The organism is Mesorhizobium sp. M1338 (assembly GCF_040318045.1).
Taxonomy (GTDB): Bacteria; Pseudomonadota; Alphaproteobacteria; order Rhizobiales; family Rhizobiaceae; genus Mesorhizobium.
Map to the genome: position 1 here is coordinate 51,013 of NZ_JAMYLL010000008.1, position 24,269 is coordinate 75,281.

Below are 24,269 nucleotides of genomic sequence, written 5' to 3' on the forward strand. Positions count from 1 at the left end.
GACATCTTCATGGCCACCAAGCTCGACATCGCCCCCACCAACGACCGTGAACTGGTTCTCGCCCGCGTCATCGATGCGCCGCGCGAGAACGTGTACCGCTGCTGGACCGATCCGAAGCTGGTCACGCAATGGTTCTCGCCAAAACCATGGACGACACCACGGGCCGAAATGGATGTGCGCAGCGGCGGCTCGAGCCTTGTCGTCATGGCTAGCCCGGACGGCAACGAATTCCCCAACCCCGGTGTCTTCCTCGAAGTCGTTCCCGGCAAGAAGATCGTCTTCACCGACGCCTACACAGAGGCTTGGGAGCCATCGGAAAAGCCGTTCATGACCGTGGTGCTGACCTTCGAGGACGAGGGCAACGGCAAGACCCGCTACATCGCTCGGGTCAGGCACTGGAGCGTCGCAGACCGCGAACAGCATGAGAAGATGGGTTTCCACGAGGGTTGGGGACAGTGCACCGACCAGCTCGAAGAACTCGCTAAAACTCTTTGATCGGCCAAACGCTTTGATCGGCATGACGCTTTGATATCGGCAGGAGAGGAGATCGATATGTTCAAAACCCTGTTTTTCGCCATTTTTGCTTCGGTCGTAGCACTCGTTGGCTGCCCGGGCACCACCAATGCAGAGGAGACAAAATCCGCCATGACGACTGAAACGAATGCACTGCCGAAGCTGGAAAAGTCCGGCCTGCTGCCGATCAACGGCCTGAAATATTATTATGCCATCTATGGCAAGGGCGAGCCGCTGCTTCTGCTGCATGGCGGTCTTGGCACCACGGATATGTTCGCGCCGATCCTGCCGAAACTTGCCGAAAACCGCACCGTCATCGGCGTCGACCTGCAGGGTCACGGCCGCACCGCGCTCGGCGATCGGCCGTTCAGCCTGGAGGCGATGGGCGACGACATGGCCGATATCGTCAAGGCGCTCGGCTACGACAAGATCGACGTCATGGGGTATTCCCTGGGCGGCGGCGTCGCATTCCGTCTTGCTGTCCAGCATCCCGAAGCGGTGCGCCGCCTCGTGCTGGTATCCACCGGCTATGCGGCCGACGGCTTCTATGACGAGATGCGCCCGCAGCAGGCGCAGGTGAGCGCGGCCGCCGCCGCGTTCATGAAGGACACGCCGATGTACAAATCCTATGTCGCGGTGGCGCCACATCCAGACGATTTCCCGAAACTGCTCGACGCGCTTGGCAATTTCATGCGCCAGAACTACGACTACTCGGCCGACGTCGCCAAGCTGAAGATGCCGGTCATGCTGGCCTATGGCGACAGCGATATGTACAAGCCAGAGCACGAGATCAAGTTTTACCAGATGCTCGGCGGCGGGTTGAAGGACGCCGGCTGGATGCGTGAGAACCTGTCGCGGAACCGGCTGGCGATCCTGCCCAACCGTACCCACTACGACGTCTTCTTCGCCCCGGAACTGACGGCCGCGGCCCTGCCTTTCCTCAATGGCGAGACCAAGGTGAAGACCTGGGACGAGGTGGTCGGCGAAACGGAATGACCGCCCAAACCGCCGGCTGTCTAGCGGCAGTCGGCGGATTTTCACGCGGTCATTACGATGGTTTCGATGTCATGGCCGCCCGCATCAGCATAAGCGATGACGTTGTATCAAAGCTTTTCAATTGACCCAAACGGTCCCGCCACTAACTTGCCCCTATTCTCTCCCACCAATGGATCCAGACAATGGCAAGATATGAGGGCGGATGCCTGTGCAAGGCGGTGCGCTACCGCGCGGACGCGGCCCCGATCAATGAGCGTATTTGCCACTGCCGCGTTTGCCAGAAGGCGATCGGCGCCGCCTTCAACGCACGTGTGCTGTTTCGCATCGACGATTTGACGGTCGACGGGCCGCTGGCGACGGTAAACTCCTCGCCGGACCTCAAGCGCGGCTTTTGCCCGAACTGCGGCACGACGATGTTTTCCCGGCGTGATTCCGCGGGGATTATCGGCATCACCACCGGTTCGCTCGACGACCCCACCGTTTTCAAGCCGCAAATGCATATTTTCACGGCCTCGAAGCAGCCCTGGCTGGTGCTCGATGACGGCCTGCCGCAGTACGAAGGCGCCCCGCCGCCAGGCTAGTTTTTCCTTCGGAACGGAGGGCGCAAGCCTGAACAAAATTTAATCCAAATCAACACGAGATAGCCGGCAAAGCGTCATTGGCGGGCCATCATTGTCTCCCTATTTATGGGTCGCGGGTACGGCATTCGAGGAGACGACGGATGAACGACAGCATCACCACCCTGGACGAGCTTTTGAGCGATCCGATGGTCCTGCTCGTGATGGAGCGCGACCGTGTGCGCCCCGAACAGGTGCGCATGCTGCTCGAACGGGTTCGCCGGCCTTCCGTCGATGAGCCCGTTGTTCCGCCGGCTCATGTGATCGCCAGGGCATGCCAGAAACTCTGGCTCTGCCCGTAATCGCGTTGCAATTTTCCCAGTGAATCTCAGACCGGCCCAAGCTGGGTCGGTTTTCAATCGCGCGCATGCCGGCGCATCAGCTTACAAATCCGTAAATTGATTATCTGGCCCATGACGATAAGGCTTGCCCGGGATTGATCTCGACTGGTCGGTCCGCGCAAGCCCGATCTCTCATACATGGAATTCGACGTTGGCCGACAGCACTCAAGGCCTGACACGGGCTTCGTCGGCCTGCCAAGGTGGCGTTCCTCGGCGTCGTGCAAGGCATCACCGAACTGCTGCCGATTTCCTCGACCGCCCAAGGGGCCTGATGCGTGTGCTGGAGCGTTTCTCGGCCTGGCCGTTTGTCATCTATCGCGGGGTGCTCGGCGTCGTCCTATTGCTGAGCGTGGCGATGGGCAGTATCGCTTGAAACGGGCTATATCCGTACTGGACCCCGAATCTGGATTCCAGCACGCGCATGGATTTCTTCACCCTTCTGCAATCGGTGCCGCTGCTGCTGGCGCTGGCCAAGGGCGCGCTGCCGTCGGTGGCGGCACTCGGCATGGGGTTTGGCCAATGGGTTGCCTTGCTGCCGCCATGCCGGGACTTAGTCTTCGAGGCGACCAGCTATCTCGTTTGCGAGGTCGACCCGAAGCGATATCAGGTCGAATTCTTCTGGAGGGATCCGGCGGGCAAGCCGTTTCAGTCTCTGCACAATCTCGCTGCCTCGCAGCGGGCGGCCGGGCGCACGATGCTGTTCGGCATCAATGCCGGCATGTATCACCCGAATCTCGCTCCGGTCGGTCTGTATGTCGAGCAGGGCCAGGAAATGGCTTCTGTGAAGACCGGGTCGGGAAGCGGCAATTTTTCCCTGCAGCCGAATGGCATTTTCTACATGCGCGACGGCAAGGCGGCGGTCCGCGCCACCAAGGATTTTGTGAAAAGGCGTCCGCCCGTCGACTATGCGACCCAATCCGGGCCGATGCTGGTGATCGACGGTAAGCTGCATCCGAAATTCCAGGCCGACGGCACCTCGCGCAAAACCCGCGACGGTGTCGGGGTGCGCAAGGACGGCGTCGCGGTCTTCGCGATTTCGAACGGCACGGTGACCTTCCATGCCTTCGCCCGTCTTTTCCGCGACGCGCTCGGCTGCAACAATGCGCTGTTCCTCGACGGCACGATATCCAGCCTGTTTGCACCGGCCATCGGCCGCAATGACGACTACTGGAATTTGGGGCCGATGATTGGGGTATTCAGGAAGAACGGCTAGCGCCCGAGGTCGCTTCCCGACCCCGCTTGGAACCCTCGCTCGGGCAAATAATCTTTGATTCAAACTTTATTGGTAATTTCTCATTCATAACTGATCCGGTTTGTCCGTTGGCTGTCGTTTTGCCCTCGGTCTGTTGTGTTTTGAGTACAGGTCCAGATGCGGATTTCGGGCGCCATCAGTTTCTTGATCGCATCGCTATGCCTTGCCGGCTGCACGTCGACGGCCGGCGTCGACGCTTTGGATTTGCAGAAGCCGTCGAGCGAAACCACCAGTTCCGTGATACGGCCGCCGGCGCCTATCGCGGCGGTGCCGCGGGCAATGCCCAGCAAGGCGCCGAGCGTCGAAATGGCGCCGGTCGACGAAAGTCCGCGGCCTTTCGGACTGGCGGAGGAAGAGACGGTGGCACTTTCTGCGCCTGATCCGTCGGACAGCGTCGAGCCCTCAATCGAGCCGGCGGCCCTGGTATCGCCGCCGAGGCTGCTCAGCCGCGCGGCGCCTCCGATGCTTGCCGGGCCGCTTACGCGCTATGGATTTCGCGATGCCAAGCCGATCAATTTCGGCAAGGCTTCGCCCCGTTACCTTGCCGTGCACGGCGTCGACGTCTCGCGCTGGCAGGGCAACGTCAACTGGAACAAGCTGCGCGCTCAGGGCGCCAACTTCGCCTACATCAAGGCCACCGACGGTGGCGACCACCTCGATCCGATGTTCACCAGGAACTGGCGCAATGCCGACGCCGCCGGCCTGAAGCGCGGCGCCTATCACTTTTTCTACTGGTGCCGTACGGCCGGCGAGCAGGCCGACTGGTTTATCCGCAACGTGCCCAGGGTCGAAGGCGCTCTGCCGCCGGTGATCGACGTCGAGTGGAACGGCGAGTCCAGCTGCAAGCGGCGGCCGTCGCGTGAAAAGGTGCTGGAGAAGATGCAGGTGTTCATGGACAGGCTGGAGCGCCATTACGGCCAGCGGCCCATCATCTACACCGCGCCCGATTTCTATCGCGACAATCTGCGCGGCGCCTTCCTCGATTATCCGTTCTGGCTGCGGGCGGTGGCGCGGCACCCGTCAAAGGTCTACCCCGATCGCAAATGGCTGTTCTGGCAGTATTCCGGCTCCGGCCTGTCGCATGGCGTCACCGGCCGCATCGACCTCAACGTCTTCCACGGCGACGAACGGCAATGGCGCGCCTGGGCCGGTGGCCGGATCTCCGTCGCCGACGCCAACTGAAGCAGCCGATCAGGCCCGGCGTTCCTTCGCGCGTGGCTGTTGCTGTTTGCGCTGCTCTTATCTGCGTGGCCGGCGACGCGATTCATCGAGGGTGGCATAGGCCAGGACCGCGGAGAATGACCCGAAATAGAGCAAGACCGCGGCCGTAATCATGAGGTCGTAAGTCGACACGTTGGTTCTCCCTTCGATGAGTGTCGAGAAGACAGCACGCACGGTGCATGTGCGTTGATCCAGATCAACGGAAGACAGTCGTTTCCAGATCCGAAGGGGAGGCTTCGCGAATAAACAAGACATTGCCGCAGCCTTGCTGTCTATGTGCAGGCTCCTGCACTCCTGGGGGGAGACGAGTTGGAACTCAAGATTTTGCTTGTCGGCTTTGCCTGCGTGGTCGCCGGCATGTTGTCGCTCATCACCTTCCTGAAATGGCGAGAGGTAAAGGCACTCAGCCGCTGGTTGCCGGCGCCGGGAAAGATCATCTCGTCGCGCGTCGAAGCCCGTGAAGTGAGGCGCTTGGGCGTTGGCTCGGATAGCACTGATACCACCGAAATGCGCAATTTTCCGGCGATCACCTTTGAATACAAGGTCGGCGGCAAGAAATTTCAAAGCTCGCGCTACAGCGTGAAGGAGAATTTGGGGAATTTCGGAGTCGCCGAAACCCTTGCGCAGTTTCCTCGCGGCGCGGAAGTGACCGTCTTCTACAATCCGGCCGATCCGGGCAAAGCCGTGATCGAGCGCACCATGCCGGACGGCGCCTTCAAGTTCATGGTGCAGCTTTCGGCAGGGTTGGTGATCGGCGCGGTTGTGCTGGTGTTTTCCGTCGGGGGCGTCCTGGAGGCTATCGGGCCGCATCTGCCCAAGCCGCAGAACCTCGGCGCGGGAGCGCTGCTGCTGTTCATGGGCCTGTTTGTCCTGCGCATGGGTTTCGCCCAGAAATCGTTGGCCGAGCAGGCGGCAAAATGGCCGGTCGCGGCCGGCCGCGTCGACGCGTCAGGCCTGCAGGCGCTGCGAAGCCATTCAGGCTATCGACGCTGGCGCACGGTCTTCAAATCGCGGATCGTCTACTCCTATGGCGTCGCCGGCCAGCGCTACAGTGCCGATCGCGTCACCTTCGGCGCCACCGTGACGGCTTCGCTGCTCGGCCTCGTCGGCGGTCAGGCACGGCAGTATGTCGAGGGCAGCAAGGTCGACGTGCGCTATGACCCCGCTAACCCCGCCTCGGCGGTGCTCGAATGCCGGGTGCGCGGCCTCTGGTTGCTGTGGGTCTGTTCGGTTGGCTTTCTCGGCGGCGCCGCGTTTCTGGTCGGGCTGGTGTGAGCGGACAATCGCTTCGGGTTCGGATTCGTACCCCAACCTTTTCCGGACGTTGGCGCCGCCCCTCATCTGCCTGCCGGCATCTTCTCCCCGTATAGTGACGGGGAGAAGGACGCTTTCGCGATGGATTTCGCCAATCTCCAGCGTTGCAGAATGGGTGCCGAGGTTGCGGCCGGCCCACTTCTCCCCGTCACTATACCTATCGGATTCACACATCTTTCTGCGGCGGCTAAAGAAACGTGAAATCAAAGACTTAAGTGAGGGCGATGTCGTCATGATCCCTTGGCGGCGCTAGGATGCAGGCGTTGAAAATGCTGGCATTTTTGACCTACCGTCCATGAGCGGAAAGAGATGTGTGAATGCCATAGGTCACTATACGGGGAGAAGTGCCCGGCAGGGCGATGAGGGGCGGCGCCGACTTCGACAATTGGTGGTCTCCGCCACAAGCGATCGCCCTGCTGGTGTGAGGCGCCGGATGCCTTCAGCAGCGGACGAGGGGCCCGCTGTCGAAGCCATGCCAGGTGAACCGCACCGTGGCGCCATGCTTGACGATACGGATGACGCGCGTGAACGGCTCCTCCAGTGACGGGTCCGACCCGTAGCACTGGCTGGCATGCACCACCCAGCCGGTGGCGGTTTTGCGGAAGGTCGCGTGCTCGCAGCCGAATTCGGGAAGCGACAGCGACGCCCGATCCACGGTGAACACAGTCTGGCTTTGGACGTCGGCGGTCGCACTGCAGTTCAGCCGGTCGCTGGACCATGCTCCGACATAGGGCGCCGCCGCCATCGCAGGGCCAGCCGCGAATGCGGACATCGTCATCGTCGTCATAAAGCGCCGCATCACCGGGTTTTCTCCTTCGTTGTTGCGCTCGACCATACAGACTGTTGGGAACGATACGGGATACGTTTCGTCCAGGCGTGGACAAACGCTGCCGTTCCGGATTTCGCTTATGCTTTTGCACGGATGATGCGACTGTGCGGGAGTACCCAGGCAACGCTTTCCCAGAGACATCTAATGATCACCCGCAAACTGGCCTTCGTCTTCCTGGGCCTGCTCGGTCCGATGCAGGCGGCGAGCGCCAGGGACTGTCTGCTGAGCCACGCCACCTATCGGGAACAGCGCTCGGGTGCCGTCATGCAATTTCGGCCGCTCGCCAACGAGCCGGCGGCGCTGACGGCGCAGGTGTTTTCGCTGACCGTGCCCAACACCGGCACAAGCCTGCCGGCCGACATCACCTGGACCAACGGCAAGAATTCCTTTCCGCTCGGCACCATCCGCCACACCTGCACCGACGACGACCGCGAAGCGGGCCTGCAGGACGGCAGCGGACTGTGCAGGATATGGGAGGGACAGGTCTATGCCTTGACCGGCGGCGGCGCCGAGCAGTTGAATTCGCGCGAAGCGACAGCGGCGCCGAAAGGGCTGCTTTTACCCGATTTCGGTGTGGCCTTCAGCGAATTGGCCGATTTCGCCAATGCCAATCCCGATGGTTCGGCCTGGGATGCCTTCACTTTGACAGGATGCAGCGATGAATAATGCCATGAAATCGATCATCTGGGTCAGCGCCCTGCTTGCATCCACGACGATATCCGCCGTGGCGGACGAGCCGGCGCCGTCGCGCCCGCCCATCGACAAATGCGTCTGGGAAAGGCTGTCCGACAGGAGTGTCGGGCTCGCCGCCTGGGTGCAGCGCTGCGATTTCGGCTTCCGTCAGATCCACTTCGAATTCGCCGGCAATGCGCTCGCCATCAAATACAGCGATGGCGGCGCCGCCGACCCTCTTGTCGAGGTCTTCGACATCATATCAGGTGAAACCGCCGAGGCCGCCTTGCAGCGCCTGTTCCTGCAAAAGACCGACAAGGCAGTCAGCGCCCGCTGCGTGCTGGCGCCTTACACCGAGGGCACAGTTCCCGCCGGCATCAAGCGCTATACATTCAGCCCCGACGCGGCCTACGCGAAAGAACTGAAAGCGGTGGCCGACCCCAACGAGGTTCCAGAGCCACCCTGCGGCGACTGGGGCGAAATGCCAGACGGCATCCAGTATTTCGAGGTGCCCACGGGTGAGGCGCGCAAACTGCTGTTCGTGCGAATAGGCCAGGACGAGTCGCTGTTTGACGAGCAGACGCTGTACGTGTTGCCGGCGGGGTAGGAGGCGGGATCCGAGCCGGTCCGGATGAGCGAGGCGCCGGGTCTGTCTTCTATGCCTCTACGTATTCCGCGAGGCTGACGCCGTTAGGCACGTCCAGCCCATCGGCGCGCAAACCTTCGATGTGAAAGCGGATTGCGTCGCGAATCTCGGTTTCCACCTCAGGTACGGTCGCACCGGTCGCGATGCAGCCGGGGAGGTCCGGCACATAGGCGGAGAAATTATCTCCTGCTTTTTCAATCACGACCGCGTAACGCATGTCATCACTCCCTTAAGTGGACTAACTTAACCAACTTGGATGCCGACGCCGCAGCCTGCCATACGATTCCCTTCTAGTATCATACCGCCGACCTGGATGTTGCGATCGTTGAATTTGACGGGCACAGGTGCAGGCATATCACCTGTAAAGAAGCAGAAAACGACGTTTTCCTCGGCAGGAATTCCGAATTCGGCGGAGATATTCTCGTCTTCGGTGCTCAACGATTTCCTATCTTTGAATTCGATTTTGACGTTAACTTGATGGATAGTCGATTTGAATAAAAGCGTTCGCGCGGCCGGCGGCGTCTCGATGTCATCTACATTTATTTTGGCGGTCCAATCGTTCATCCGCATTTCGAATATTCTATTCATGCAAACATCATATATATTCAAAGAAAGAGTATCGCATCCGAATTCATCTTTTTCAAAATAGATTACGTCTATTCCCCCTACGCGAAGCATACTATCGCATTGATAGGCATAAGTTCCACCGCAAACGAAAATGGTGTGTTTTCTACGCCACTGAAAGCTACTTTGGACAAAGGTATGATTGGGTCGCTTAAGACTCGTAAGTTGATCGTTTGTGAACGCTCCCGAATCGGCGGCAGCATGATGTTCAGCACATAAGGCGATCATGCCCTGTTGATCGTGATGGTTTTGCTCGGCCCAGGTAGGATTGAAATGGTGATATTCCAGGTGCGGAGAACCGCACATCGGGCATCCGAAGCCGACTTCCGCTCGAAGCCGTCGTCGAACGTCAACAGGCGGCGTTCTTGAGATCGATTTGATTTCTGACATGAGTGCTCCGGTCGTGTTGTTAAAGCAAACTGAGCCGTACCCTTTTTGTTCCTTTTGCCATTTCGGCCCGATCTTGCGACCGGGCCGAAATGTTGCGTTTAGGGGGCCTCATCATCAGAATTTTCTCAGCTGCACCCGCTCGTGGCACCACACGTATCGCACTTCTCACAAGTCCCGTTCCGCACCATCGTAAAATTCTGGCACTCGGAGCAGGAATTGCCGGTGTAGCCCTGGAGCAGCGATTTGGCGCGGCGGTCGTTGGCGAGTTTCTTGGCCTCGGCCGCCTCAAGGGCTGCGGCATCGGTGAACAAGCCTGCCGTGGCGTCGGATGCAGCCGCTTCCTCGAAGGTGATGTCCTCGGCCAGTTCCTTCGCTCGCTCCTCATAGTCGCGCTTGTAGGCGACCGCTTCGTCGCTGGCCGGTTTCAGGGCCAGCACGTTGGAGCCGGAGAAGGCTGTCGGCACCGAGCGGGCAGGGGCGCCCGAGGGAGCCGCAAAGCCTTTCGGATCGTTGCCGCTGACGCGCGACACCAGCTTCACCGGCGAGGCGCCACGGGTCAGGCCCTTGGAGACCGCGTCCGTCTTGCCTTCGCTGATGCCGCGGCCAAGTGCGGTGTTGGAAAAGTCCGACTGGTCGACATGGGCGAGGTCGTTGCGGCCGAGATAGGAGATCGCCAGCTCGCGGAACACGTAGTCGAGGATCGACGTCGCGCTCTTGATGGCGTCGTTGCCCTGCACCATGCCGGCTGGCTCGAATTTGGTGAAGGTGAAGGCGTGCACATATTCGTCGAGCGGCACGCCGTACTGCAGGCCGAGCGAGATGGCGATGGCGAAGTTGTTGAGAAGGCCACGCAGCGTCGCGCCTTCCTTGTTCATGTCGATGAAGATCTCGCCGAGGCGGCCATCGTCATATTCGCCGGTGCGCAGGAAGATGGTGTTGCCACCGATCTTGGCCTTCTGCGTATAGCCCTTGCGGCGGCCGGGCAGCTTTTCCTGCTCGCGCGACACGCGCTCGATGATGCGCTCGACGATCCGCTCGGTGATCTGTGCCGCGCGCGCCGCCGCCGGTGCGGCGATCAGTTGCTCGAGAGCTTCGTCCTCGTCGTCCTCGACATCGGCGAGCAGCGAGGAATTGAGCGGCTGCGACAGCTTCGAGCCGTCGCGGTAGAGCGCGTTGGCCTTCAGCGCCAGCTTCCACGACAGCATGTAGGCGCCCTTGGCGTCTTCCACCGTGGCATCGTTGGGCATGTTGATGGTCTTGGAGATGGCGCCGGAGATGAAGGGCTGTGCCGCCGCCATCATCTGGATGTGGCTGTTGATCGACAGCGAGCGCTTGCCGATCTTGCCGCACGGGCTGGCGCAGTCGAACACGGCGAGGTGTTCGGGCTTGAGGAAGGGCGCGCCTTCCAGCGTCATCGCACCGCAGACATGGATGTTGGCGGCCTCGATGTCCTTCCTGGAGAAGCCCAGCGCCTGCAGTATCTCGAACGAGAAGTCGTTGAGCTGCTCGTCGGAGAACCCGAACGTCTCCTTCACCCAGTCGGCGCCGAGCGTCCACTGGTTGAAGACGAACTTGATGTCGAAGGCCGACTTCAGCGCTGCATTGAGCGCCGCGATCTTGTCGTCGGTGAAACCCTTGGCCTTGAGCGCGCCGGGGTTGATGGCCGGCGCCTGGTTGAGATTGCCGTGGCCGACCGCATAGGCCTCCATCTCGCCGATCTGGGCCTCGGAGTAGCCGAGCGTGCGCAGCGCTTCAGGCACGGCGCGGTTGATGATCTTGAAGTAGCCGCCGCCGGCCAGCTTCTTGAACTTGACCAGCGCGAAATCGGGCTCGATGCCGGTGGTGTCGCAATCCATGACCAGGCCGATCGTGCCGGTCGGCGCGATCACGGTTGCCTGCGCATTGCGATAGCCATGCTCCTCGCCAAGCTCGATGGCGCGGTCCCAGGCGGCCTTGGCGTGGGTTGCGAGTTCCGGCTGCTTCAGGTCGGAGGCGACCAGCGGCACCGGATTGACGGCGAGCTTCTCATAGCCCTGCTTCTCGCCATAGGCGGCACGGCGGTGGTTGCGCATGACGCGCAGCATGTTCTGGGCGTTGCGGTCGTAATCGGCGAAGGCGCCAAGCTCGCCGGCCATCTCAGCCGACGTGGCATAGGCGACACCGGTCATGATCGCGGTGAGGGCGGCGCAGATGGCGCGGCCCTCGTCGGAATCGTAGGGAATACCCGAGGTCATCAGCAGGCCGCCGATATTGGCATAGCCGAGGCCGAGCGTGCGGTATTCATAGGACTGCTTGGCGATCTCCTTCGACGGGAACTGCGCCATCATGACCGAGATTTCCAGCACGATGGTCCACAGCCGTACGGTGTGCTCGTAAGCGGCGATGTCGATGGTGCCGTCGGCGTTGCGGTAGGGCAGCAGATTGATCGAGGCGAGATTGCAGGCCGTGTCGTCGAGGAACATGTATTCAGAGCACGGGTTGGACGCCCGGATCGCACCGGCGGAAGCGCAGGTGTGCCAGTCGTTCATCGTCGTGTTGAAATGCAGGCCCGGATCCGCAGATGCCCAGGCGGCATAGCCGATCTTTTCCCACAGATCCCGTGCCTTCAGCGTCTTCAGCACCTTGCCGTCCTTACGGGCGGTCAGGTGCCAGTCGGCATCGTCCTCGACAGCGCGCAGGAAGTCGTCCTTCAGCGACACCGAATTGTTGGAGTTCTGGCCCGAAACCGTGAGGTAGGCATCCGAATCCCAGTCGGTGTCGTAAGTCTTGAACGACATCGACGAATAGCCCTGCTTGGCGAACTGGATGACGCGGTAGATGTAGTTCTCCGGCACGGCGGATTTCTTGGCCGCCTTGATCTCGCGCTTCAGCGCGGAGTTGATCGATGGATCGAAGCAGTCGTCGCCATTGCCTTCGCAATTGACGCAGGCCTTCATGATCGCTTCGAGATGCTTCTTGACGATCTTGGAGCCGGTCACCAGCGAGGCGACCTTCTGCTCTTCATTGACCTTCCAGTCGATGAATTCCTCGATATCGGGGTGGTCGGCATCGACGATGACCATTTTCGCGGCGCGCCGCGTCGTGCCGCCCGACTTGATGGCGCCCGCCGCGCGGTCGCCGATCTTGAGGAAGCTCATCAGGCCGGACGAGCGGCCGCCGCCCGACAGCTTTTCGCCTTCGCCGCGCAGCAGTGAGAAGTTGGAGCCGGTGCCGGAGCCGTATTTGAACAGACGCGCTTCACGCACCCAAAGGTCCATGATGCCGCCCTCGTTGACGAGGTCGTCCTGCACGCCCTGGATGAAGCAGGCATGCGGCTGCGGATGCTCGTAGGAGGATTTCGACTTGGTCAGCTTGCCGGTGAACGGGTCGACATAGAAGTGGCCCTGGCTCGGGCCGTCGATGCCATAGGCCCAATGCAGGCCGGTGTTGAACCATTGCGGTGAATTCGGCGCCACGCGCTGGGTGGCCAGCATGTAGGCAAGCTCGTCCCGGAAGGCGCGCGCGTCTTCCTCCGACGACTTGAAGTAGCCGCCCTTCCAGCCCCAATAGGTCCAGGTGCCTGCCAGCCGGTCGAAGACCTGGCGGGCGTCGATCTCGGAGCCGTAGCGCTCGGCTTCCGGCAGTTTGGCAAGTTCCGCCTCGTCGGCGACGGAGCGCCACAGGAAGGAGGGGACGTCGTTCTCCTCGATCTTCTTCAGGCGTGCGGGGACACCGGCCTTGCGGAAATACTTTTGCGCCAGGATGTCGGCGGCGACCTGGGAGAACTGCGCCGGCACATCGATGTTGTCCAAGCGGAACACCACCGAACCATCCGGATTCTTGATCTCCGAAAGCGCCTTGCGGAATTCGATCTCCGCATAGGCAGATTGTCCTGGCTTGGTGAAACGACGCTCGATGCGCATTGGTCCGGTCCCTTTTGTCTATATATAGCGCTTTCGTCAGGGGAATTTCTGCCCCCAATGCGAAACACGCATGTCCGCGTCTGCCGGCGTTCGAAAACGGCCGGCTCTCCATTTCGCGGTCTCCGCCGGCCCTGCTGGTCAAAACTCCTTGCGAAGTAACTGTCCAACGCGCCGACGAACCCCACGGGTCCCTCAAAACTGATTTTTTCGATTCCCTCACTTGAGGGAGATTCACACTATCTAGCGTCGAACGTACCTGCAAACACTAAATATAGTGTTAACAGACAATTTATTCAAGCCTGACAATTGTCCCAATTGTCCCCAATCGCCCCACAATTCCAACGCTTCCGCCGGCCTCGTAAACGGGCGGAAATGCGAGCAAAAACGCACATAATCCGGGAAAAATACCGGGCTCAGAACTTTCCGGTCGCACTCTCAACAGAAGCGCATGGCCTATAAAAGGCGACTCGTTTTGCGCCGTCAAGGATTCGTTTGCGTAGCTTTTGTGACCCCAACATCTTGTGTGTCACATATGTGGATAACGGGGATAGAAACCGGCGCGGCGATCGCAATTGCCGCCCAATGGGAGACGTGGATGCGGGCGATGTTCACACTATTGCCAGGGCAAGGGGGTGAGGCACGCGCTTGCCCCCAGGTTCCGACAGGATCAGCCGTAGTGCAGCCGGGGCTTTGGCTCGGTGCCGGTGAACTGCACGCCAAGGCGGTCATTGCGCCGCCAGCGAACCTCGCACCGATAGGCAATGCCGTCGAGCGGCACATAGAGAAGGAAGCGATCGGGAACCCGGGCTTCGAGTGGTATCTTCAGTTCGGCGCCGCCTTCGTGCTGATTGCGCAGCGTGCAACCGACTTCCGAATTCGAAATTCCGGTGATGATCGACCCGCCCTTGAGCACGCGCGGACGATGCTCGCGCTGGGGATCGCCGGACTCGTTCGGAATTGGATTTGCGGGGTTCGCCATCGATGAAAATACCAGAGCTGCCGAATCGTACCCTTGATTCCTTAGCAAAGCATTCACGTCGATGCGCGGCGCAGCGTGTCTCGCCTTTGAAAAAACCGTTCCGCTTGCCCTTGCAAACCGATCCGGTTTGCAGGCAGCGCGATGCCGCCGCTCAATGTCGCGTCAGGGGAAGCTGTGCGGGTCGGCGCAGAAATAGGCGATGATCTGGCAAAGGTCGGGTTCGTTGATCATGCGCACGGCTTCGCTGGAACTGACCCATTTGCGGGTGCGGGAGTGTTTTTCCTTCCAGCGGTCGGCGATCTTGTCGACGTGCAGCGGGAACACCAGGACCTCGCACGGCACTTCTTCGCCGGAAGCCAGCACCTTGGCGTAGAAGTAGCGGCCGGCTTCGAGATGAGAGATACTCCCCCGCAGCCCAGCTTCCTCGGCGGCTTCGCGCGCCGCGGCCTCGCAGAGCGGCTCCCTGGCCTCGGGCCAACCCTTTGGCAACACCCAGCGGCCGGTATCGCGGCTGGTGATCAGCATGATCTCGACACCGTTTCCGGCATCGCGCCAGGGCAGGGCGGCGACCTGAAGGCGGCACGGCGCCGTGCCGAAGAGCCGTCGGACCCTTTCGGCCAGATGATTGTGCGTCGTTGGCCTCGTCAACATCGAAGAAGCTAGCCCCAGCCTCCGGAATCGTTTGCCGTCTCACGAATCTTAGGGCTAATTGTCGGCAATAAAAGTAAAAAATTTCATTCGTCCGGCCGATTTCCGCCAATAGACGTCGATTTCGCAAAATATCCGGCCTGCCGGGCTTATTCGCGAAAGCAAATAATGCCCGTGCAAGCTGCTGATCTGTAACAGCCAGGTTGTTGCGAATCAGCTGGCGTGGTCGTCGGCGATCGGCTTCTGGTAGGTGAAGCCCATGTCCCACGGAAAATAGATCCAGGTGTCCTGGCTGACTTCGGTGACAAAAGTATCGATCAGCGGCCGGCCTTTCGGCTTGGCGTAGACGGTGGCGAAATGCGCCTTCGGCATCATCGCGCGCACGATGCCCGCCGTCTTGCCGGTATCGGTCAGGTCGTCGATGATCAGCACGCCGGCGCCATCGTCGGCCAGCAAGGCCGGCGTGATCTCTTTCAGCACCTGCAGTTGCCCCTGGCTGGTATAGTCGTGATAGGAGGCGACGCAGACCGTCTCGATGACGCGGATGCCGAGTTCGCGCGAGATGATCGCCGCGGGGACCAGCCCGCCTCGCGTGATGCAGACGATCGCTTTCCACTGCCCCTTGTTGGCGCCGGCAAGCCGCCAGGCGAGCGCCCGGGCGTCACGATGGAACTGGTCCCAGGAGACCGGAAAGGCTTTTTCGGGAAGGGACATGTCGCGCACTCCGCAGCACGCGGGGATCGCGCGCAAGAAAACAGGGGAATGCGCGCGGAATTAGCTGGAAAGCCCCCATCTTGGCAAGAGCATGGGCCTTGGCAAGAGCAGGGGTCTTGGCAAGAGCAGGGGCCTTGGCAAGCGCAGGCCTGACCGATCGCGGTGGACTTCAAACGCGTCGCATCGAAACAGATGCATGCGATCCGCTCCAAGTCTGCATGTCGTTGTCTCAAAACTCGCGACCTGCGCGACATGCGTCAACGCGACAGGAAGGCTGCTACCGGCGCGGTGCGCAGCACACTGCGCGTCACGCCGCCGAACAGAAGTTGTCGCAGCCAGGAGTGGCTGTAGGCGCCGAGCACCAGCAGATCGGCGCCGGTCTCCGCGATCCTGGTCTGGATGATGTCGTCGATCGAATTGCCTCCCGACTGCTGCAGCGAGACGCTGACGGTGGCGCCGTGGCGCGACAGCGCTGACGCGATTTCGGCGCCGGCGGCCTCCGCGCTGTCGTCGAGCGTTTCAGGCGGATCGATGACCAATATCTCGGTCTTCTCGGCTTCGATGATGAAGGGCAGCGCGTCGAAAGCGGCGCGCGCCGCCTCCTTGCTGCCGTTCCAGGCGAGCAGGACGTGTTTGAAGGTGGTGATCAGCGGACCCTCATGCGGCACCACCAGCACCGGCCGGCCGGCATCATAGACCAGCGTGTCGACATCAGCGCTCGGGTCACCGCCCGTTTCGCGTTGCGCCGCAATGATCAGGTCAGCGGCGCGCACGCTCGAAATCCCGGTCAGCGCACTGTCGCCCGAAAAGCTCTCCAGGCTTCGCCACTCGAAGGACAGGCCGGAATCCTCGATACGTCTGAGGAAAGTCGCCTGCAGTTTTTCGGCACGCTCGCGGTTCATGTCGGCCGAAACCTGCAGGAATTCAGTGTCCGGAAAGCCCGTGGCCGAGGTGTAGGGCACGGGAAGCGTTTCGGCGTGGATGCCGATCAGATGGCTCTGGAACCGGGTGGCGAGAGGAATGGCGCAGTCGAGCACGCGCTCCGCGTCCTGCTCGTTCTGCAGAATGGCGACGATGGTTTTGAAGCGCATGATAATCCCTCAATCTACGAGCTACCGAACTCGTGCCGAGGAAACGTTGCAGCTTCGTGCTTGGTTCCGGTCTGGACCAGATCAGCCGGGATTGCTGGCGAACCCGGCCACCATTGCCTCGACATCGGTACGCGCGGCATCCAGGGCCTCCTGGTTGCGGGCACGCACCACCAGTTCGGTCCAGAACTTGCCGTCGCCATATTTCGGATAGGAGCCGATGATCGTGTCCGGATGCGCTTTCTGGATATCGCCAAGCGGCCCGCCGATAAGGCCTTCGCCGAATGGGCAGGGCACGGTTGCCGACAGCATTTTCGTGCCGGCCTTTAGCGTCGGCACGACATTGTCGAGCATGGCCTGGAAGATCGACGGCACACCGGCCATGACATGGACGTTGCCGATACGGAAGCCGGGTGCAACGGACACCGGGTTGTCGATGAGATCGGCACCGCGTGGCATCCGTGCCATGCGTTTGCGGGCCTCCGTGTATTCGATGCCGCGCGCCGCGTAACTTGCCTCCAGCAGTGCATAGGCCTTGGCATCGTACTCGCAAGGCACGCCGAAAGCCTTGGAAATGGAATCGGCCGTGATGTCGTCATGCGTCGGGCCAATGCCGCCGGTGGTGAACACATAGGTGTAACGGGCGCGCACGGCATTCACCGCGGCAATGATCTCGTCTTCCTCGTCCGGGACGATGCGCACCTCCTTCAGGTCGATGCCGATCGCCGTCATGATATCGGCGAGATGACCGATGTTCTTGTCCTTGGTTCGGCCGGATAGAATCTCATCGCCGATGACGAGCATGGCGGCGGTCACGATTTCAGGCATGGGAGGCTCCGGTATGACGGGTGGCCTGAGATAGCGCGGCGCGGCGGCGGCCGCAATGCCGCCGGAACGGTGAACAATCCGCACCCGAGATATCCATTGCCTACGGACAGGGTGCCGCGTCACGGAAGTCGACCGTCGAAACGGGCGGCCTTCGCGCTCGCCGTTTCGACGGAAGGTTGCACCTGGATCGGGGGAAGCTAAGCTCATGCGGGTTCTGGTCCGGTGAACAATGATCTTGCCGATTCTGTCATGGCTTCTGGGCACGCTGTTCCTGCTGGCGGTCCTGGGGATCGCCAGTCTGGTGCTGGCGACGCTGTGGATCGCCGCCAAGGCTGAAAGGCTGGTGCCGCCGGTCGGAAAATTCATCGAGATCGGCGGCAACCGCATCCACTATGTCGATCAGGGTGAGGGGCAGCCGATTGTCTTCGTGCACGGGCTTGGCGCCCAACTCCATCATTTCCGGCACACTCTGTTCGAACGGTTCGGTCCGGGCTACCGGTTGATCGCGCTCGATCGACCGGGGTCGGGCTATTCGGTGCGAGCGCGCAGCGCCACGGGCCGGCTGCCCGAACAGGCCGAGATCGTGCGACGCTTCATTGAAGCCCTGGGACTGGAAAGGCCGCTGGTGGTCGGTCACTCGCTGGGCGGCGCCGTCGCGCTGACCCTGGCCGTGGAGCATCCCGAGGTAATTTCCGGCATCGCGCTTTTGGCGCCATTGACCCATCTGGAAGCCGGCATGCGCGAAAAGTCCGGCTTGCTCTATATCCCCTCACGCCTGCGGCGCTGGATCATGGCTTACACCATGGCGATACCGACAAGTCTCCGATATGCGCGGCCTACAATGGAATTCATCTTCGCGCCGCGGGTTTTTCCTGCCGACTACATGGTCGACGCAGGTGGATGGCTCGGGCTGAGGCCAACCCATTTCTACGCCACGTCCTCCGATGTCGTCGCAGTCGAGCAAGATCTCGGCCGCATCGAGCAGCGCTATGGCGAGATCGTCATGCCGGCTGGCATTCTCTTCGGAACGGCCGACCGCGTCATCGATATCCGTACCCACGGCGAGCCAATGCAGGACAAGATCGAAACACTTGATTTCGAATCTGTCGGCGGCCTCGGCCACATGCCTCAATTCAATGAGCCGGACCGGGTCATTGCCTTCATCAAACGCCTTGCGGCACGTGCGTTTTCCAAGCCGACATCAAACCGGCTTCACAACAATTTCAAGGAACCATTCGGCTGAATGCCGGGTTTTACCCCGTGTCGCACCCAAGACGACGAAGATATGGAGTAATTCAAAATGTACACAAAACTACTCGCAGCATCCGTCCTGACGATCGGTCTTGCCACAGCGGCGATGGCGCAGTCGTCGGATAGCAACTATTCCAACCATAGCTGGTGGTTGTTCGGCAATGAAGACCGGACGACTGTCGATCCCAACACCACCGGTAGTATCAGTGCGGACGGCTCCGGGTTGAACACTTTGGGCAATACCGGCGGGATTGGCCCATGTGCCGATCACACGCCCGGTCCAGACGCCAATGCCGGGCTGAACGTCAACGATCGGTACTGCGGCAAATAGGGCCACGCGGCGGTTGCTGGCCGCGGAGCGTTTCCTCTCCGGACGTCCGCGGCCGGCGTCCCGCTCAATGCCAAAAACTGACTGTAGATCCCAAACTAGTCGGAAACCTCTGTCTGAGGCCGATCCCGGCCGTCGGCCAGTTCCTCATGCCATTCGCCATCGGCATCTTCGTATTGGATGCCGTCCGTGGCTCCGGCGATCCGTTGCTCGGCCGAAGCGATTTCGGCGGCGCGCAATGCGTCCTGATGGGTGGGAAACGTCTCCGAGAAGGTCGCTCCGACCTTGTAGGCCCAACCGCCGTCATGCTCGACGATCTTATAAGTCAGCTTCGCCATGAAAACCTCCGGTTGAAAGGTCCGTCCGCTCAGTGCAGCCGGTCGTCGGGCAGTTGGTCGTCGGGCACCAGAACTTCCGATTCCTTGGCGGCTTCAATCAGCGCCCGGCGCGCATCCGCTGTCGAACGATAACCTTCCAGCACTTTGAGGCAAGTGTCGAGGGCATCACGATGGCGCGGGCCGCGATTGAGCGGCCACACGGTCATCAGGCATTCCGCCGCCTCCTGGGCGCTGCGGATATGGCGATATTTGCCGACGTGCCCAAGTTCGACGACGACCGGCACTTCAAAAGGTTTGTTGTCCATCATGGCCGCAACGCAAAGCAGCCAATTTGGTTGCAAACGTGGCCTTCAGCGTGCGCCCAAACGTCTCAGAGCCTGTTTGGAGGCTGCCATCCGACCGGGAGCGACTCGAAAACAGCCGCTCAGTAGCCGCAGTCGTTGCGCAGCCAGCGTGCGTTTGCCCAGCCGGTCCGGCCGCCGATTTCGACCTGATACCAGTTGCCGCGTCGGTCGAAGATCTCGGTATGATCGCCATTGAACAACTGGCCGATCATCCGCGACGACGAATTCGGCCGTGTCCGCACGGCAAGAAAGCCGCTGCCGGTCGATAGATTGTAGCGGCCGGACAGGCCGTGCACCGTGCCCTCGCAATATTGTGCGCCGGCCGGCGTCGACGTGCCGATCCAAAGTCCGGCCACAACGGTCAGCGCCGCAACCGGCAAGAATGCCTTGAACGCCATGATTTCCTCCCAAGCCCTGCCGCGCCCGCCGCGGCCTCACCGAACGTAACAGTTTGCGGCGAGAATTGAAGCGGGGCAACTGTCCAAAGCCAGGGGGCGCCGGTATCGGGAGAACGGGCCGATCAGCCCGCCGCCTTCATCCAGTGCTGCATGGTGGTCACCGATCGCGCAAGCTGCGGCGCCGGGTGGATTGTCTCGCTGAACGTCGCCGCCGCGCGCCATCCCCAGCGCGGATCGGCCAGGAAGGCGCGCGCCAGCGCCACCATGTCGGCACGGCCGTCGGCAACGATCGCTTCGGCCTGCTTCGGATCGTCGATCAGGCCAACCGCGCGGGTCGGAATGCCGGCACCCTTGCGCACGGCCTCCGCCAGATGCACCTGGTAACCCGGACCGGTGGGCAATTTCTGCAACGGCGAATTGCCGCCGCTCGAGCAGCAGAGATAGGCGACGCCCGCGTCCTTGAGTGCTTTCGCCACTTCGATCGCATCCTCGACGTCGAAGCCGCCATCGACCCAATCCTTCACCGACAGCCGCGCGCCGAGCATCAGCTTTGGCGTTGCCTTGCGCACCGCCTTGGCAATCTCGACGACAAGGCGCATGCGGTTTTCCAGCGAGCCGCCCCAACGGTCGGTGCGCTGGTTGGACAATGGCGACAGGAACTGGAAGATCAGATAGCCATGCGCGGCATGCAGCTCGAGGAAGTCGAAGCCCGCGCGTTCGGCCCGCCTTGCCGCGTCTGCGAAGCGTTCGATGAGGTGCAGGACTTCCTCCTCCTCCAGCGCGCGCGGCACGTTCCAGCCGGTGTCGTAGGCGATCGCCGACGCCGACACGGTCTGCCAAGGATCCTCGTCTGGCTGCAGCGGTCCGCCGCCCTCCCACGGCTTGCGATTGGAGGCTTTGCGGCCGGCATGGGCAAGCTGGGAGCCGAACTTCGTGCCGGGAGCGGCGACGCGTCTTGCCGCATCGAGTGCCCGACGGGCGGCAGCCTCATTGTCTTCGGAATAGAGGCCGAGGCAACCATGCGTGATGCGTCCGCGCCGCTCGACATCGGTCATCTCGACCGTGACCATGCCGGCGCCGGACATGGCAAGGTTCATCCAATGGTAGAGATGCCAGTCGCTGGCCGAGCCGTCTTCGGCCGAATACTGGCACATAGGCGCGACAGCGATGCGATTGGGAAAGGTAAGGCCGTCGAGGGTGATCGGCTGGAAAAGCGATGTTGTCATGAAAAGGGGCTCCGGGGAGGGGTTAGCCGCTATTTAGGCAACCGATCGAGTCTACGCCAGACACGAGGCGGTGAACCGGCTTCTGGACCAATCACTGAGGGCATTGCCGAAACGCCGGTTCGCGGCTAGGCCTCGACCCGATAGCATGGAGACCATGATGGAAGATCGCGTTCGCATCCGTTCGGAGGAAATCCTCTCCGATGACTGGGCTGTCCTGAAGAAGACCGTCCTCGACTACCGCCGGCGTGACGGACAGTGGGAGACGCAGGTGCGCCAGACCTATGATCGCGGCGACGGCGCGGTGATCCTACCTTACGATCCCTCGCGTTCGACCGTGCTCCTGGTGCGCCAGTTCCGCTATCCCGCCTACGTCACCGGCCACCGCGAGCCGCTGATCGAGGCCTGTGCCGGCCTGCTCGACGAAAACGATCCGGAAACCTGTATCCGCAAGGAAGCGGAGGAAGAACTCGGCTACCGGCTGCGGAACGTGGAGCGGTTGTTTTCGCCCTATATGAGCCCGGGCAGCGTCACCGAACGGCTCTGGTTCTTCATCGCCCGCTATTCGCCCGCCGATCGCATCTCGGCCGGCGGCGGCGCGGCGGGCGAAGGCGAGGACATCGAGGTGCTGGAAATGCCGCTCGACGAGGCGCTGGCCGGCATTGTCGACGGCCGCATTGTTGATGCCAAGACCATTATCCTGATCCAGCACCTGAAGCTGAACCCGATGCCGGCTTGAGTGCCGGCTATCCGGCGATCTGAAAAATTGTCGCTGGTGCGGACGACGGGAATCGAACCCGTACGATCAGAGATCGAGGGATTTTAAGTCCCTTGCGTCTACCAATTCCGCCACGTCCGCAGGCCAGCCCTTTTCAGACGCCAGACACAGGCCGTCAAGTCGTGTTCTTGGGCCTTGGCCGAACGTGCGAACAGACCGGCGGCTTGGCCATACTGGCGCGATCACGGAATTTTCGGCGCCGCGGGCATTGGTACGATGTTTGTGCGGCGGATTTGATCCGCCAAGGCCGGCGTCTCCCAGGCCCAACCCATTCCCCCGCCCACTGGGAGCGTCGGCCGCCCCAATTCCTTTTGAAATAGCTCCGCAAGCTCCGTCGTGGCCGGCAGCGCCACAACAGTGGGCTGGTTCAGAACTTGTAGCTCAAATTGATACCGACCGTGTTGAGCTTCACGTCCTGATCGCGATCGTTAAAGGGTTCCGCTACGTCGTAGTGCTCGGAGCCGAAATCATAGTAGCGATATTGCGCGCCGACGACGAACTTGTCGGTCAGCGCGTAATCGACGCCGGCGCCCAGGGTCCAGCCGATATTCGTGCGCGTGCTGGCGAACGCCGGACCAGCGACTTGCGACGTCTCGATGCCGGCAAAGGCGACGCCGCCAATGCCGTAGACCAGCAGGCGATCCACGGCGTAGCCGGCCTTGGCGTTGACCGATCCGAACCATTTGATGTCGGTGCCGAATGTGCTTCCCAGGCCCGATTCCGTCGTGCCGTCGATCGAGGAATAGTTGAGTTCGGCCTCGGCGCCGAGCACCGCCTGGTCGAACTGCCACAGGCCGGCGACATGGCCGCCGACGAACCCGCCGTCAATGTCGGGCGTGATGGAAAACGGCGCGCCTTCTGTTCCTGATATGTCGGATTGGCCCCAGCCATAGCCAGCCTGCAGGCCGGCATAATAGCCCGTCCAGTCGAAGCCGGGCGCGGTCATCGGCACGTCGGCACCGATGTCCGCCGCGAACGCCGACCCGCACATGAGGACAAGATAGCCGGTACTGGCAAACGTCAAACGACGCATCGAGTTCTCCGAAATGACGGTTCAGAAAATCCTGCCGGGACGATAACCGTTTTCGTCGCAAAACGGAATCCCATTGTTCAACAGTTGTGATTCACCTGTTGCTGCACAGAATCTCCCTATTTGGCGTCGATGAAGTCCAGCACCGCCTGGCTATATTCATCCGGCGCTTGCAGCATGGCGAAATGACTGGCGTTGGGCAGGATGATCAGCTTCGCGCCTGGGATGGCGGAGGCTATGTATTCGGTGTGTTCGCGCTTGATCGCCTCATCATGGTCGCCGGCAACGATCGCCGTCGTCGTGGTGATCTTGGCGAGCTGTTCCTTGGTCCACGCCGGCTCGCTCTCCCACATATGGCTGATTTGCGCCACGAAGGCGTCATACTGGTCCGGCGTTTTCGACATCCTCTTGTAGTCGCGGCCGGAGCGGTCGATGTAGGCGGCAAAGGTCTTGTTGGTCATCACGCCCGGATCGACACCGTCGGTGGTTACGTTGGCCGCTTGCGCAAAGAGTCTGGTCAGCCGCTCTGGATGATGCAGCGCGATGTCGATGCCGATAATGCCGCCATCGCTCCAGCCGACAAGCGCGGTCTTGTCGATCTTCAGGTAGTCGAGCAGCGCGAGATAATCCGACGCCATCAAGTCGTAGCCGTAAGGCTGCTCGGTGCGGGTGGAGCGACCATGGCCACGGCTGTCGGCGACGATCACCTTGTGCGTTTTGGAAAGCGTCGCCACCTGGCTGGCCCAGATGTCGGCGTGGCCAAGGCCGCCATGGATGAGCAGCACCGGGTCGCCCGCGCCGAAAACGGCGTAGTACATCTGGATGCCGTTCACCGGCGCATATCCGCTCTGATCGGGTTCGGGCATGGCCGCGGGCTCCGGCAAGGTCTGCCAACGTTCCTCGGCGGCGGCAAAAGTGGTTGGCGCGGCGAACAGGACGACGATGGCGAACGCTTTCCAAAAACGGGTCATGTTTCCCTCTTACGGCTCGGTCCGCGGACAGCAT

The 24,269-nt window shown here is 61.4% G+C and carries 29 protein-coding genes, 1 tRNA gene and 1 pseudogene; 14 read left to right on the plus strand and 17 right to left on the minus strand.

What is annotated here, in order from left to right:
- Positions 1 to 9: 9 nt before the first annotated feature.
- From NKH19_RS10500 to NKH19_RS10530, 7 genes and pseudogenes are all read left to right on the plus strand, one after another.
- Positions 10 to 495: an SRPBCC family protein gene (locus tag NKH19_RS10500; protein WP_352864067.1), complete on the plus strand. Its 486-nt coding sequence runs from the start codon at positions 10 to 12 to the stop codon at positions 493 to 495.
- Positions 496 to 552: 57 nt separating this feature from the next.
- Complete coding sequence (locus tag NKH19_RS10505; RefSeq protein ID WP_352864070.1) at positions 553 to 1,509, plus strand: alpha/beta fold hydrolase; 957 nt, start codon at positions 553 to 555, stop codon at positions 1,507 to 1,509.
- Complete coding sequence (locus NKH19_RS10510; protein ID WP_352864073.1) at positions 1,506 to 1,634, plus strand: hypothetical protein; 129 nt, start codon at positions 1,506 to 1,508, stop codon at positions 1,632 to 1,634. The genes NKH19_RS10505 and NKH19_RS10510 overlap by 4 nt, the downstream gene beginning before the upstream one ends.
- Before the next feature lie 57 nt (positions 1,635 to 1,691).
- On the plus strand, positions 1,692 to 2,090 hold the full coding sequence (locus tag NKH19_RS10515) for a GFA family protein (protein WP_352864076.1): 399 nt from the start codon (positions 1,692 to 1,694) through the stop codon (positions 2,088 to 2,090).
- A gap of 140 nt (positions 2,091 to 2,230) precedes the next feature.
- Entirely contained in the window at positions 2,231 to 2,428 is a 198-nt protein-coding gene (locus NKH19_RS10520) for a hypothetical protein (RefSeq protein ID WP_352864079.1), read from the plus strand.
- Positions 2,429 to 2,732: 304 nt separating this feature from the next.
- Positions 2,733 to 2,840: pseudogene (locus tag NKH19_RS10525) on the plus strand (undecaprenyl-diphosphatase); the annotation flags it as partial.
- A 48-nt stretch (positions 2,841 to 2,888) separates the two neighbouring features.
- On the plus strand, positions 2,889 to 3,680 hold the full coding sequence (locus tag NKH19_RS10530; RefSeq protein ID WP_352864081.1) for a phosphodiester glycosidase family protein: 792 nt from the start codon (positions 2,889 to 2,891) through the stop codon (positions 3,678 to 3,680).
- 80 nt (positions 3,681 to 3,760) lie between these two features.
- Here the strand turns inward: NKH19_RS10530 and NKH19_RS10535 are convergent, their stop codons facing one another.
- Positions 3,761 to 4,009 carry a hypothetical protein gene (locus NKH19_RS10535; RefSeq protein WP_352864083.1) on the minus strand — a complete coding sequence of 83 codons (249 nt, stop codon included), beginning with the start codon at positions 4,007 to 4,009 and terminating at the stop codon, positions 3,761 to 3,763.
- Between NKH19_RS10535 and NKH19_RS10540 the strand changes: the two genes are divergently transcribed.
- Together NKH19_RS10540 and NKH19_RS10545 are read left to right on the plus strand one after the other, a co-directional pair.
- A complete protein-coding gene (locus tag NKH19_RS10540; RefSeq protein ID WP_502910906.1) occupies positions 3,924 to 4,901 on the plus strand; it encodes a glycoside hydrolase family 25 protein in 978 nt (325 codons plus the stop codon). The genes NKH19_RS10535 and NKH19_RS10540 overlap by 86 nt on opposite strands.
- 348 nt (positions 4,902 to 5,249) lie before the next feature.
- Positions 5,250 to 6,215: a DUF3592 domain-containing protein gene (locus NKH19_RS10545; RefSeq protein ID WP_352864089.1), complete on the plus strand. Its 966-nt coding sequence runs from the start codon at positions 5,250 to 5,252 to the stop codon at positions 6,213 to 6,215.
- Positions 6,216 to 6,693: 478 nt separating this feature from the next.
- On the opposite strand, the gene NKH19_RS10550 is transcribed toward NKH19_RS10545, so the two are convergent.
- The gene (locus tag NKH19_RS10550; protein ID WP_352864091.1) at positions 6,694 to 7,053 is read right to left on the minus strand and encodes a hypothetical protein; all 360 of its coding nucleotides are present in this window, start codon (positions 7,051 to 7,053) and stop codon (positions 6,694 to 6,696) included.
- Positions 7,054 to 7,227: 174 nt separating this feature from the next.
- Between NKH19_RS10550 and NKH19_RS10555 the strand changes: the two genes are divergently transcribed.
- Both NKH19_RS10555 and NKH19_RS10560 read left to right on the plus strand, forming a co-directional pair.
- The gene (locus NKH19_RS10555) at positions 7,228 to 7,749 is read left to right on the plus strand and encodes a hypothetical protein (RefSeq protein ID WP_352864094.1); all 522 of its coding nucleotides are present in this window, start codon (positions 7,228 to 7,230) and stop codon (positions 7,747 to 7,749) included.
- Positions 7,742 to 8,362, plus strand: a complete 621-nt coding sequence (locus NKH19_RS10560; protein WP_352864096.1) for a hypothetical protein — start codon at positions 7,742 to 7,744, stop codon at positions 8,360 to 8,362. Before NKH19_RS10555 ends, NKH19_RS10560 begins: the two co-directional genes overlap by 8 nt.
- 49 nt (positions 8,363 to 8,411) lie before the next feature.
- Here NKH19_RS10560 and NKH19_RS10565 read toward each other — a convergent pair whose 3' ends face one another.
- The 8 genes from NKH19_RS10565 to NKH19_RS10600 form a co-directional block, all read right to left on the minus strand.
- A complete protein-coding gene (locus tag NKH19_RS10565; protein ID WP_352864099.1) occupies positions 8,412 to 8,618 on the minus strand; it encodes a type II toxin-antitoxin system HicB family antitoxin in 207 nt (68 codons plus the stop codon).
- A 26-nt stretch (positions 8,619 to 8,644) separates the two neighbouring features.
- Positions 8,645 to 9,415 carry a hypothetical protein gene (locus NKH19_RS10570; protein WP_352864102.1) on the minus strand — a complete coding sequence of 257 codons (771 nt, stop codon included), beginning with the start codon at positions 9,413 to 9,415 and terminating at the stop codon, positions 8,645 to 8,647.
- A gap of 125 nt (positions 9,416 to 9,540) precedes the next feature.
- The gene (locus NKH19_RS10575; protein WP_352982109.1) at positions 9,541 to 13,317 is read right to left on the minus strand and encodes a vitamin B12-dependent ribonucleotide reductase; all 3,777 of its coding nucleotides are present in this window, start codon (positions 13,315 to 13,317) and stop codon (positions 9,541 to 9,543) included.
- Positions 13,318 to 13,984: 667 nt separating this feature from the next.
- Positions 13,985 to 14,296: a PilZ domain-containing protein gene (locus NKH19_RS10580; protein WP_352864108.1), complete on the minus strand. Its 312-nt coding sequence runs from the start codon at positions 14,294 to 14,296 to the stop codon at positions 13,985 to 13,987.
- A 162-nt stretch (positions 14,297 to 14,458) separates the two neighbouring features.
- On the minus strand, positions 14,459 to 14,947 hold the full coding sequence (locus NKH19_RS10585) for an NUDIX hydrolase (protein ID WP_352864110.1): 489 nt from the start codon (positions 14,945 to 14,947) through the stop codon (positions 14,459 to 14,461).
- 210 nt (positions 14,948 to 15,157) lie between these two features.
- On the minus strand, positions 15,158 to 15,658 hold the full coding sequence (gpt, locus tag NKH19_RS10590; protein WP_352864113.1) for a xanthine phosphoribosyltransferase: 501 nt from the start codon (positions 15,656 to 15,658) through the stop codon (positions 15,158 to 15,160).
- 257 nt (positions 15,659 to 15,915) lie between these two features.
- Positions 15,916 to 16,749: a universal stress protein gene (locus tag NKH19_RS10595; RefSeq protein WP_352864116.1), complete on the minus strand. Its 834-nt coding sequence runs from the start codon at positions 16,747 to 16,749 to the stop codon at positions 15,916 to 15,918.
- An 81-nt stretch (positions 16,750 to 16,830) separates the two neighbouring features.
- Positions 16,831 to 17,574 carry a competence/damage-inducible protein A gene (locus NKH19_RS10600; RefSeq protein ID WP_352864118.1) on the minus strand — a complete coding sequence of 248 codons (744 nt, stop codon included), beginning with the start codon at positions 17,572 to 17,574 and terminating at the stop codon, positions 16,831 to 16,833.
- 229 nt (positions 17,575 to 17,803) lie between these two features.
- On the opposite strand from NKH19_RS10600, the gene NKH19_RS10605 reads away from it, so the two are divergent.
- Positions 17,804 to 18,817, plus strand: a complete 1,014-nt coding sequence (locus tag NKH19_RS10605) for an alpha/beta fold hydrolase (protein WP_352864121.1) — start codon at positions 17,804 to 17,806, stop codon at positions 18,815 to 18,817.
- A gap of 57 nt (positions 18,818 to 18,874) precedes the next feature.
- A complete protein-coding gene (locus NKH19_RS10610; protein ID WP_352864124.1) occupies positions 18,875 to 19,156 on the plus strand; it encodes a hypothetical protein in 282 nt (93 codons plus the stop codon).
- A 95-nt stretch (positions 19,157 to 19,251) separates the two neighbouring features.
- Here the strand turns inward: NKH19_RS10610 and NKH19_RS10615 are convergent, their stop codons facing one another.
- From NKH19_RS10615 to NKH19_RS10630, 4 genes are all read right to left on the minus strand, one after another.
- The gene (locus NKH19_RS10615) at positions 19,252 to 19,491 is read right to left on the minus strand and encodes a DUF2188 domain-containing protein (RefSeq protein ID WP_023759465.1); all 240 of its coding nucleotides are present in this window, start codon (positions 19,489 to 19,491) and stop codon (positions 19,252 to 19,254) included.
- 29 nt (positions 19,492 to 19,520) lie between these two features.
- The gene (locus tag NKH19_RS10620; protein ID WP_352864128.1) at positions 19,521 to 19,799 is read right to left on the minus strand and encodes a DUF982 domain-containing protein; all 279 of its coding nucleotides are present in this window, start codon (positions 19,797 to 19,799) and stop codon (positions 19,521 to 19,523) included.
- 116 nt (positions 19,800 to 19,915) lie between these two features.
- A complete protein-coding gene (locus tag NKH19_RS10625; RefSeq protein WP_352864130.1) occupies positions 19,916 to 20,233 on the minus strand; it encodes an SH3 domain-containing protein in 318 nt (105 codons plus the stop codon).
- Positions 20,234 to 20,355: 122 nt separating this feature from the next.
- Complete coding sequence (locus tag NKH19_RS10630) at positions 20,356 to 21,459, minus strand: NADH:flavin oxidoreductase/NADH oxidase (protein WP_352864132.1); 1,104 nt, start codon at positions 21,457 to 21,459, stop codon at positions 20,356 to 20,358.
- 157 nt (positions 21,460 to 21,616) lie between these two features.
- On the opposite strand from NKH19_RS10630, the gene NKH19_RS10635 reads away from it, so the two are divergent.
- Entirely contained in the window at positions 21,617 to 22,195 is a 579-nt protein-coding gene (locus NKH19_RS10635; RefSeq protein ID WP_352864135.1) for an NUDIX domain-containing protein, read from the plus strand.
- A gap of 34 nt (positions 22,196 to 22,229) precedes the next feature.
- On the opposite strand, the gene NKH19_RS10640 is transcribed toward NKH19_RS10635, so the two are convergent.
- The 3 genes from NKH19_RS10640 to NKH19_RS10650 form a co-directional block, all read right to left on the minus strand.
- Positions 22,230 to 22,315, minus strand: a tRNA-Leu gene (locus NKH19_RS10640).
- Positions 22,316 to 22,601: 286 nt separating this feature from the next.
- Positions 22,602 to 23,267, minus strand: coding sequence for an outer membrane protein (locus NKH19_RS10645; RefSeq protein WP_352864137.1), 666 nt, complete (start codon positions 23,265 to 23,267; stop codon positions 22,602 to 22,604).
- A 116-nt stretch (positions 23,268 to 23,383) separates the two neighbouring features.
- Positions 23,384 to 24,235 (minus strand): alpha/beta fold hydrolase, encoded by an 852-nt coding sequence (locus NKH19_RS10650; RefSeq protein ID WP_352864140.1) that lies wholly within the window; start codon positions 24,233 to 24,235, stop codon positions 23,384 to 23,386.
- Between the last annotated feature and the right edge of the window lie 34 nt (positions 24,236 to 24,269).

Excerpts from the sequence above, each read along its gene's own strand:
- NKH19_RS10500 (WP_352864067.1), top strand. The coding sequence starts at position 10 with ATGGCCACCAAGCTCGACATCGCCCCCACCAACGACCGTGAACTGGTT.
- NKH19_RS10505 (WP_352864070.1), top strand. The coding sequence starts at position 553 with ATGTTCAAAACCCTGTTTTTCGCCATTTTTGCTTCGGTCGTAGCACTC.
- NKH19_RS10510 (WP_352864073.1), top strand. The coding sequence starts at position 1,506 with ATGACCGCCCAAACCGCCGGCTGTCTAGCGGCAGTCGGCGGATTTTCA.
- NKH19_RS10515 (WP_352864076.1), top strand. The coding sequence starts at position 1,692 with ATGGCAAGATATGAGGGCGGATGCCTGTGCAAGGCGGTGCGCTACCGC.
- NKH19_RS10520 (WP_352864079.1), top strand. The coding sequence starts at position 2,231 with ATGAACGACAGCATCACCACCCTGGACGAGCTTTTGAGCGATCCGATG.
- NKH19_RS10530 (WP_352864081.1), top strand. The coding sequence starts at position 2,889 with ATGGATTTCTTCACCCTTCTGCAATCGGTGCCGCTGCTGCTGGCGCTG.
- NKH19_RS10550 (WP_352864091.1), bottom strand. The coding sequence starts at position 7,053 with ATGCGGCGCTTTATGACGACGATGACGATGTCCGCATTCGCGGCTGGC.
- NKH19_RS10555 (WP_352864094.1), top strand. The coding sequence starts at position 7,228 with ATGATCACCCGCAAACTGGCCTTCGTCTTCCTGGGCCTGCTCGGTCCG.
- NKH19_RS10560 (WP_352864096.1), top strand. The coding sequence starts at position 7,742 with ATGAATAATGCCATGAAATCGATCATCTGGGTCAGCGCCCTGCTTGCA.
- NKH19_RS10565 (WP_352864099.1), bottom strand. The coding sequence starts at position 8,618 with ATGCGTTACGCGGTCGTGATTGAAAAAGCAGGAGATAATTTCTCCGCC.
- NKH19_RS10570 (WP_352864102.1), bottom strand. The coding sequence starts at position 9,415 with ATGTCAGAAATCAAATCGATCTCAAGAACGCCGCCTGTTGACGTTCGA.
- NKH19_RS10575 (WP_352982109.1), bottom strand. The coding sequence starts at position 13,317 with ATGCGCATCGAGCGTCGTTTCACCAAGCCAGGACAATCTGCCTATGCG.
- NKH19_RS10580 (WP_352864108.1), bottom strand. The coding sequence starts at position 14,296 with ATGGCGAACCCCGCAAATCCAATTCCGAACGAGTCCGGCGATCCCCAG.
- NKH19_RS10585 (WP_352864110.1), bottom strand. The coding sequence starts at position 14,947 with ATGTTGACGAGGCCAACGACGCACAATCATCTGGCCGAAAGGGTCCGA.
- gpt (WP_352864113.1), bottom strand. The coding sequence starts at position 15,658 with ATGTCCCTTCCCGAAAAAGCCTTTCCGGTCTCCTGGGACCAGTTCCAT.
- NKH19_RS10595 (WP_352864116.1), bottom strand. The coding sequence starts at position 16,749 with ATGCGCTTCAAAACCATCGTCGCCATTCTGCAGAACGAGCAGGACGCG.
- NKH19_RS10600 (WP_352864118.1), bottom strand. The coding sequence starts at position 17,574 with ATGCCTGAAATCGTGACCGCCGCCATGCTCGTCATCGGCGATGAGATT.
- NKH19_RS10605 (WP_352864121.1), top strand. The coding sequence starts at position 17,804 with ATGATCTTGCCGATTCTGTCATGGCTTCTGGGCACGCTGTTCCTGCTG.
- NKH19_RS10610 (WP_352864124.1), top strand. The coding sequence starts at position 18,875 with ATGTACACAAAACTACTCGCAGCATCCGTCCTGACGATCGGTCTTGCC.
- NKH19_RS10615 (WP_023759465.1), bottom strand. The coding sequence starts at position 19,491 with ATGGCGAAGCTGACTTATAAGATCGTCGAGCATGACGGCGGTTGGGCC.
- NKH19_RS10620 (WP_352864128.1), bottom strand. The coding sequence starts at position 19,799 with ATGATGGACAACAAACCTTTTGAAGTGCCGGTCGTCGTCGAACTTGGG.
- NKH19_RS10625 (WP_352864130.1), bottom strand. The coding sequence starts at position 20,233 with ATGGCGTTCAAGGCATTCTTGCCGGTTGCGGCGCTGACCGTTGTGGCC.
- NKH19_RS10630 (WP_352864132.1), bottom strand. The coding sequence starts at position 21,459 with ATGACAACATCGCTTTTCCAGCCGATCACCCTCGACGGCCTTACCTTT.
- NKH19_RS10635 (WP_352864135.1), top strand. The coding sequence starts at position 21,617 with ATGGAAGATCGCGTTCGCATCCGTTCGGAGGAAATCCTCTCCGATGAC.
- NKH19_RS10645 (WP_352864137.1), bottom strand. The coding sequence starts at position 23,267 with ATGCGTCGTTTGACGTTTGCCAGTACCGGCTATCTTGTCCTCATGTGC.
- NKH19_RS10650 (WP_352864140.1), bottom strand. The coding sequence starts at position 24,235 with ATGACCCGTTTTTGGAAAGCGTTCGCCATCGTCGTCCTGTTCGCCGCG.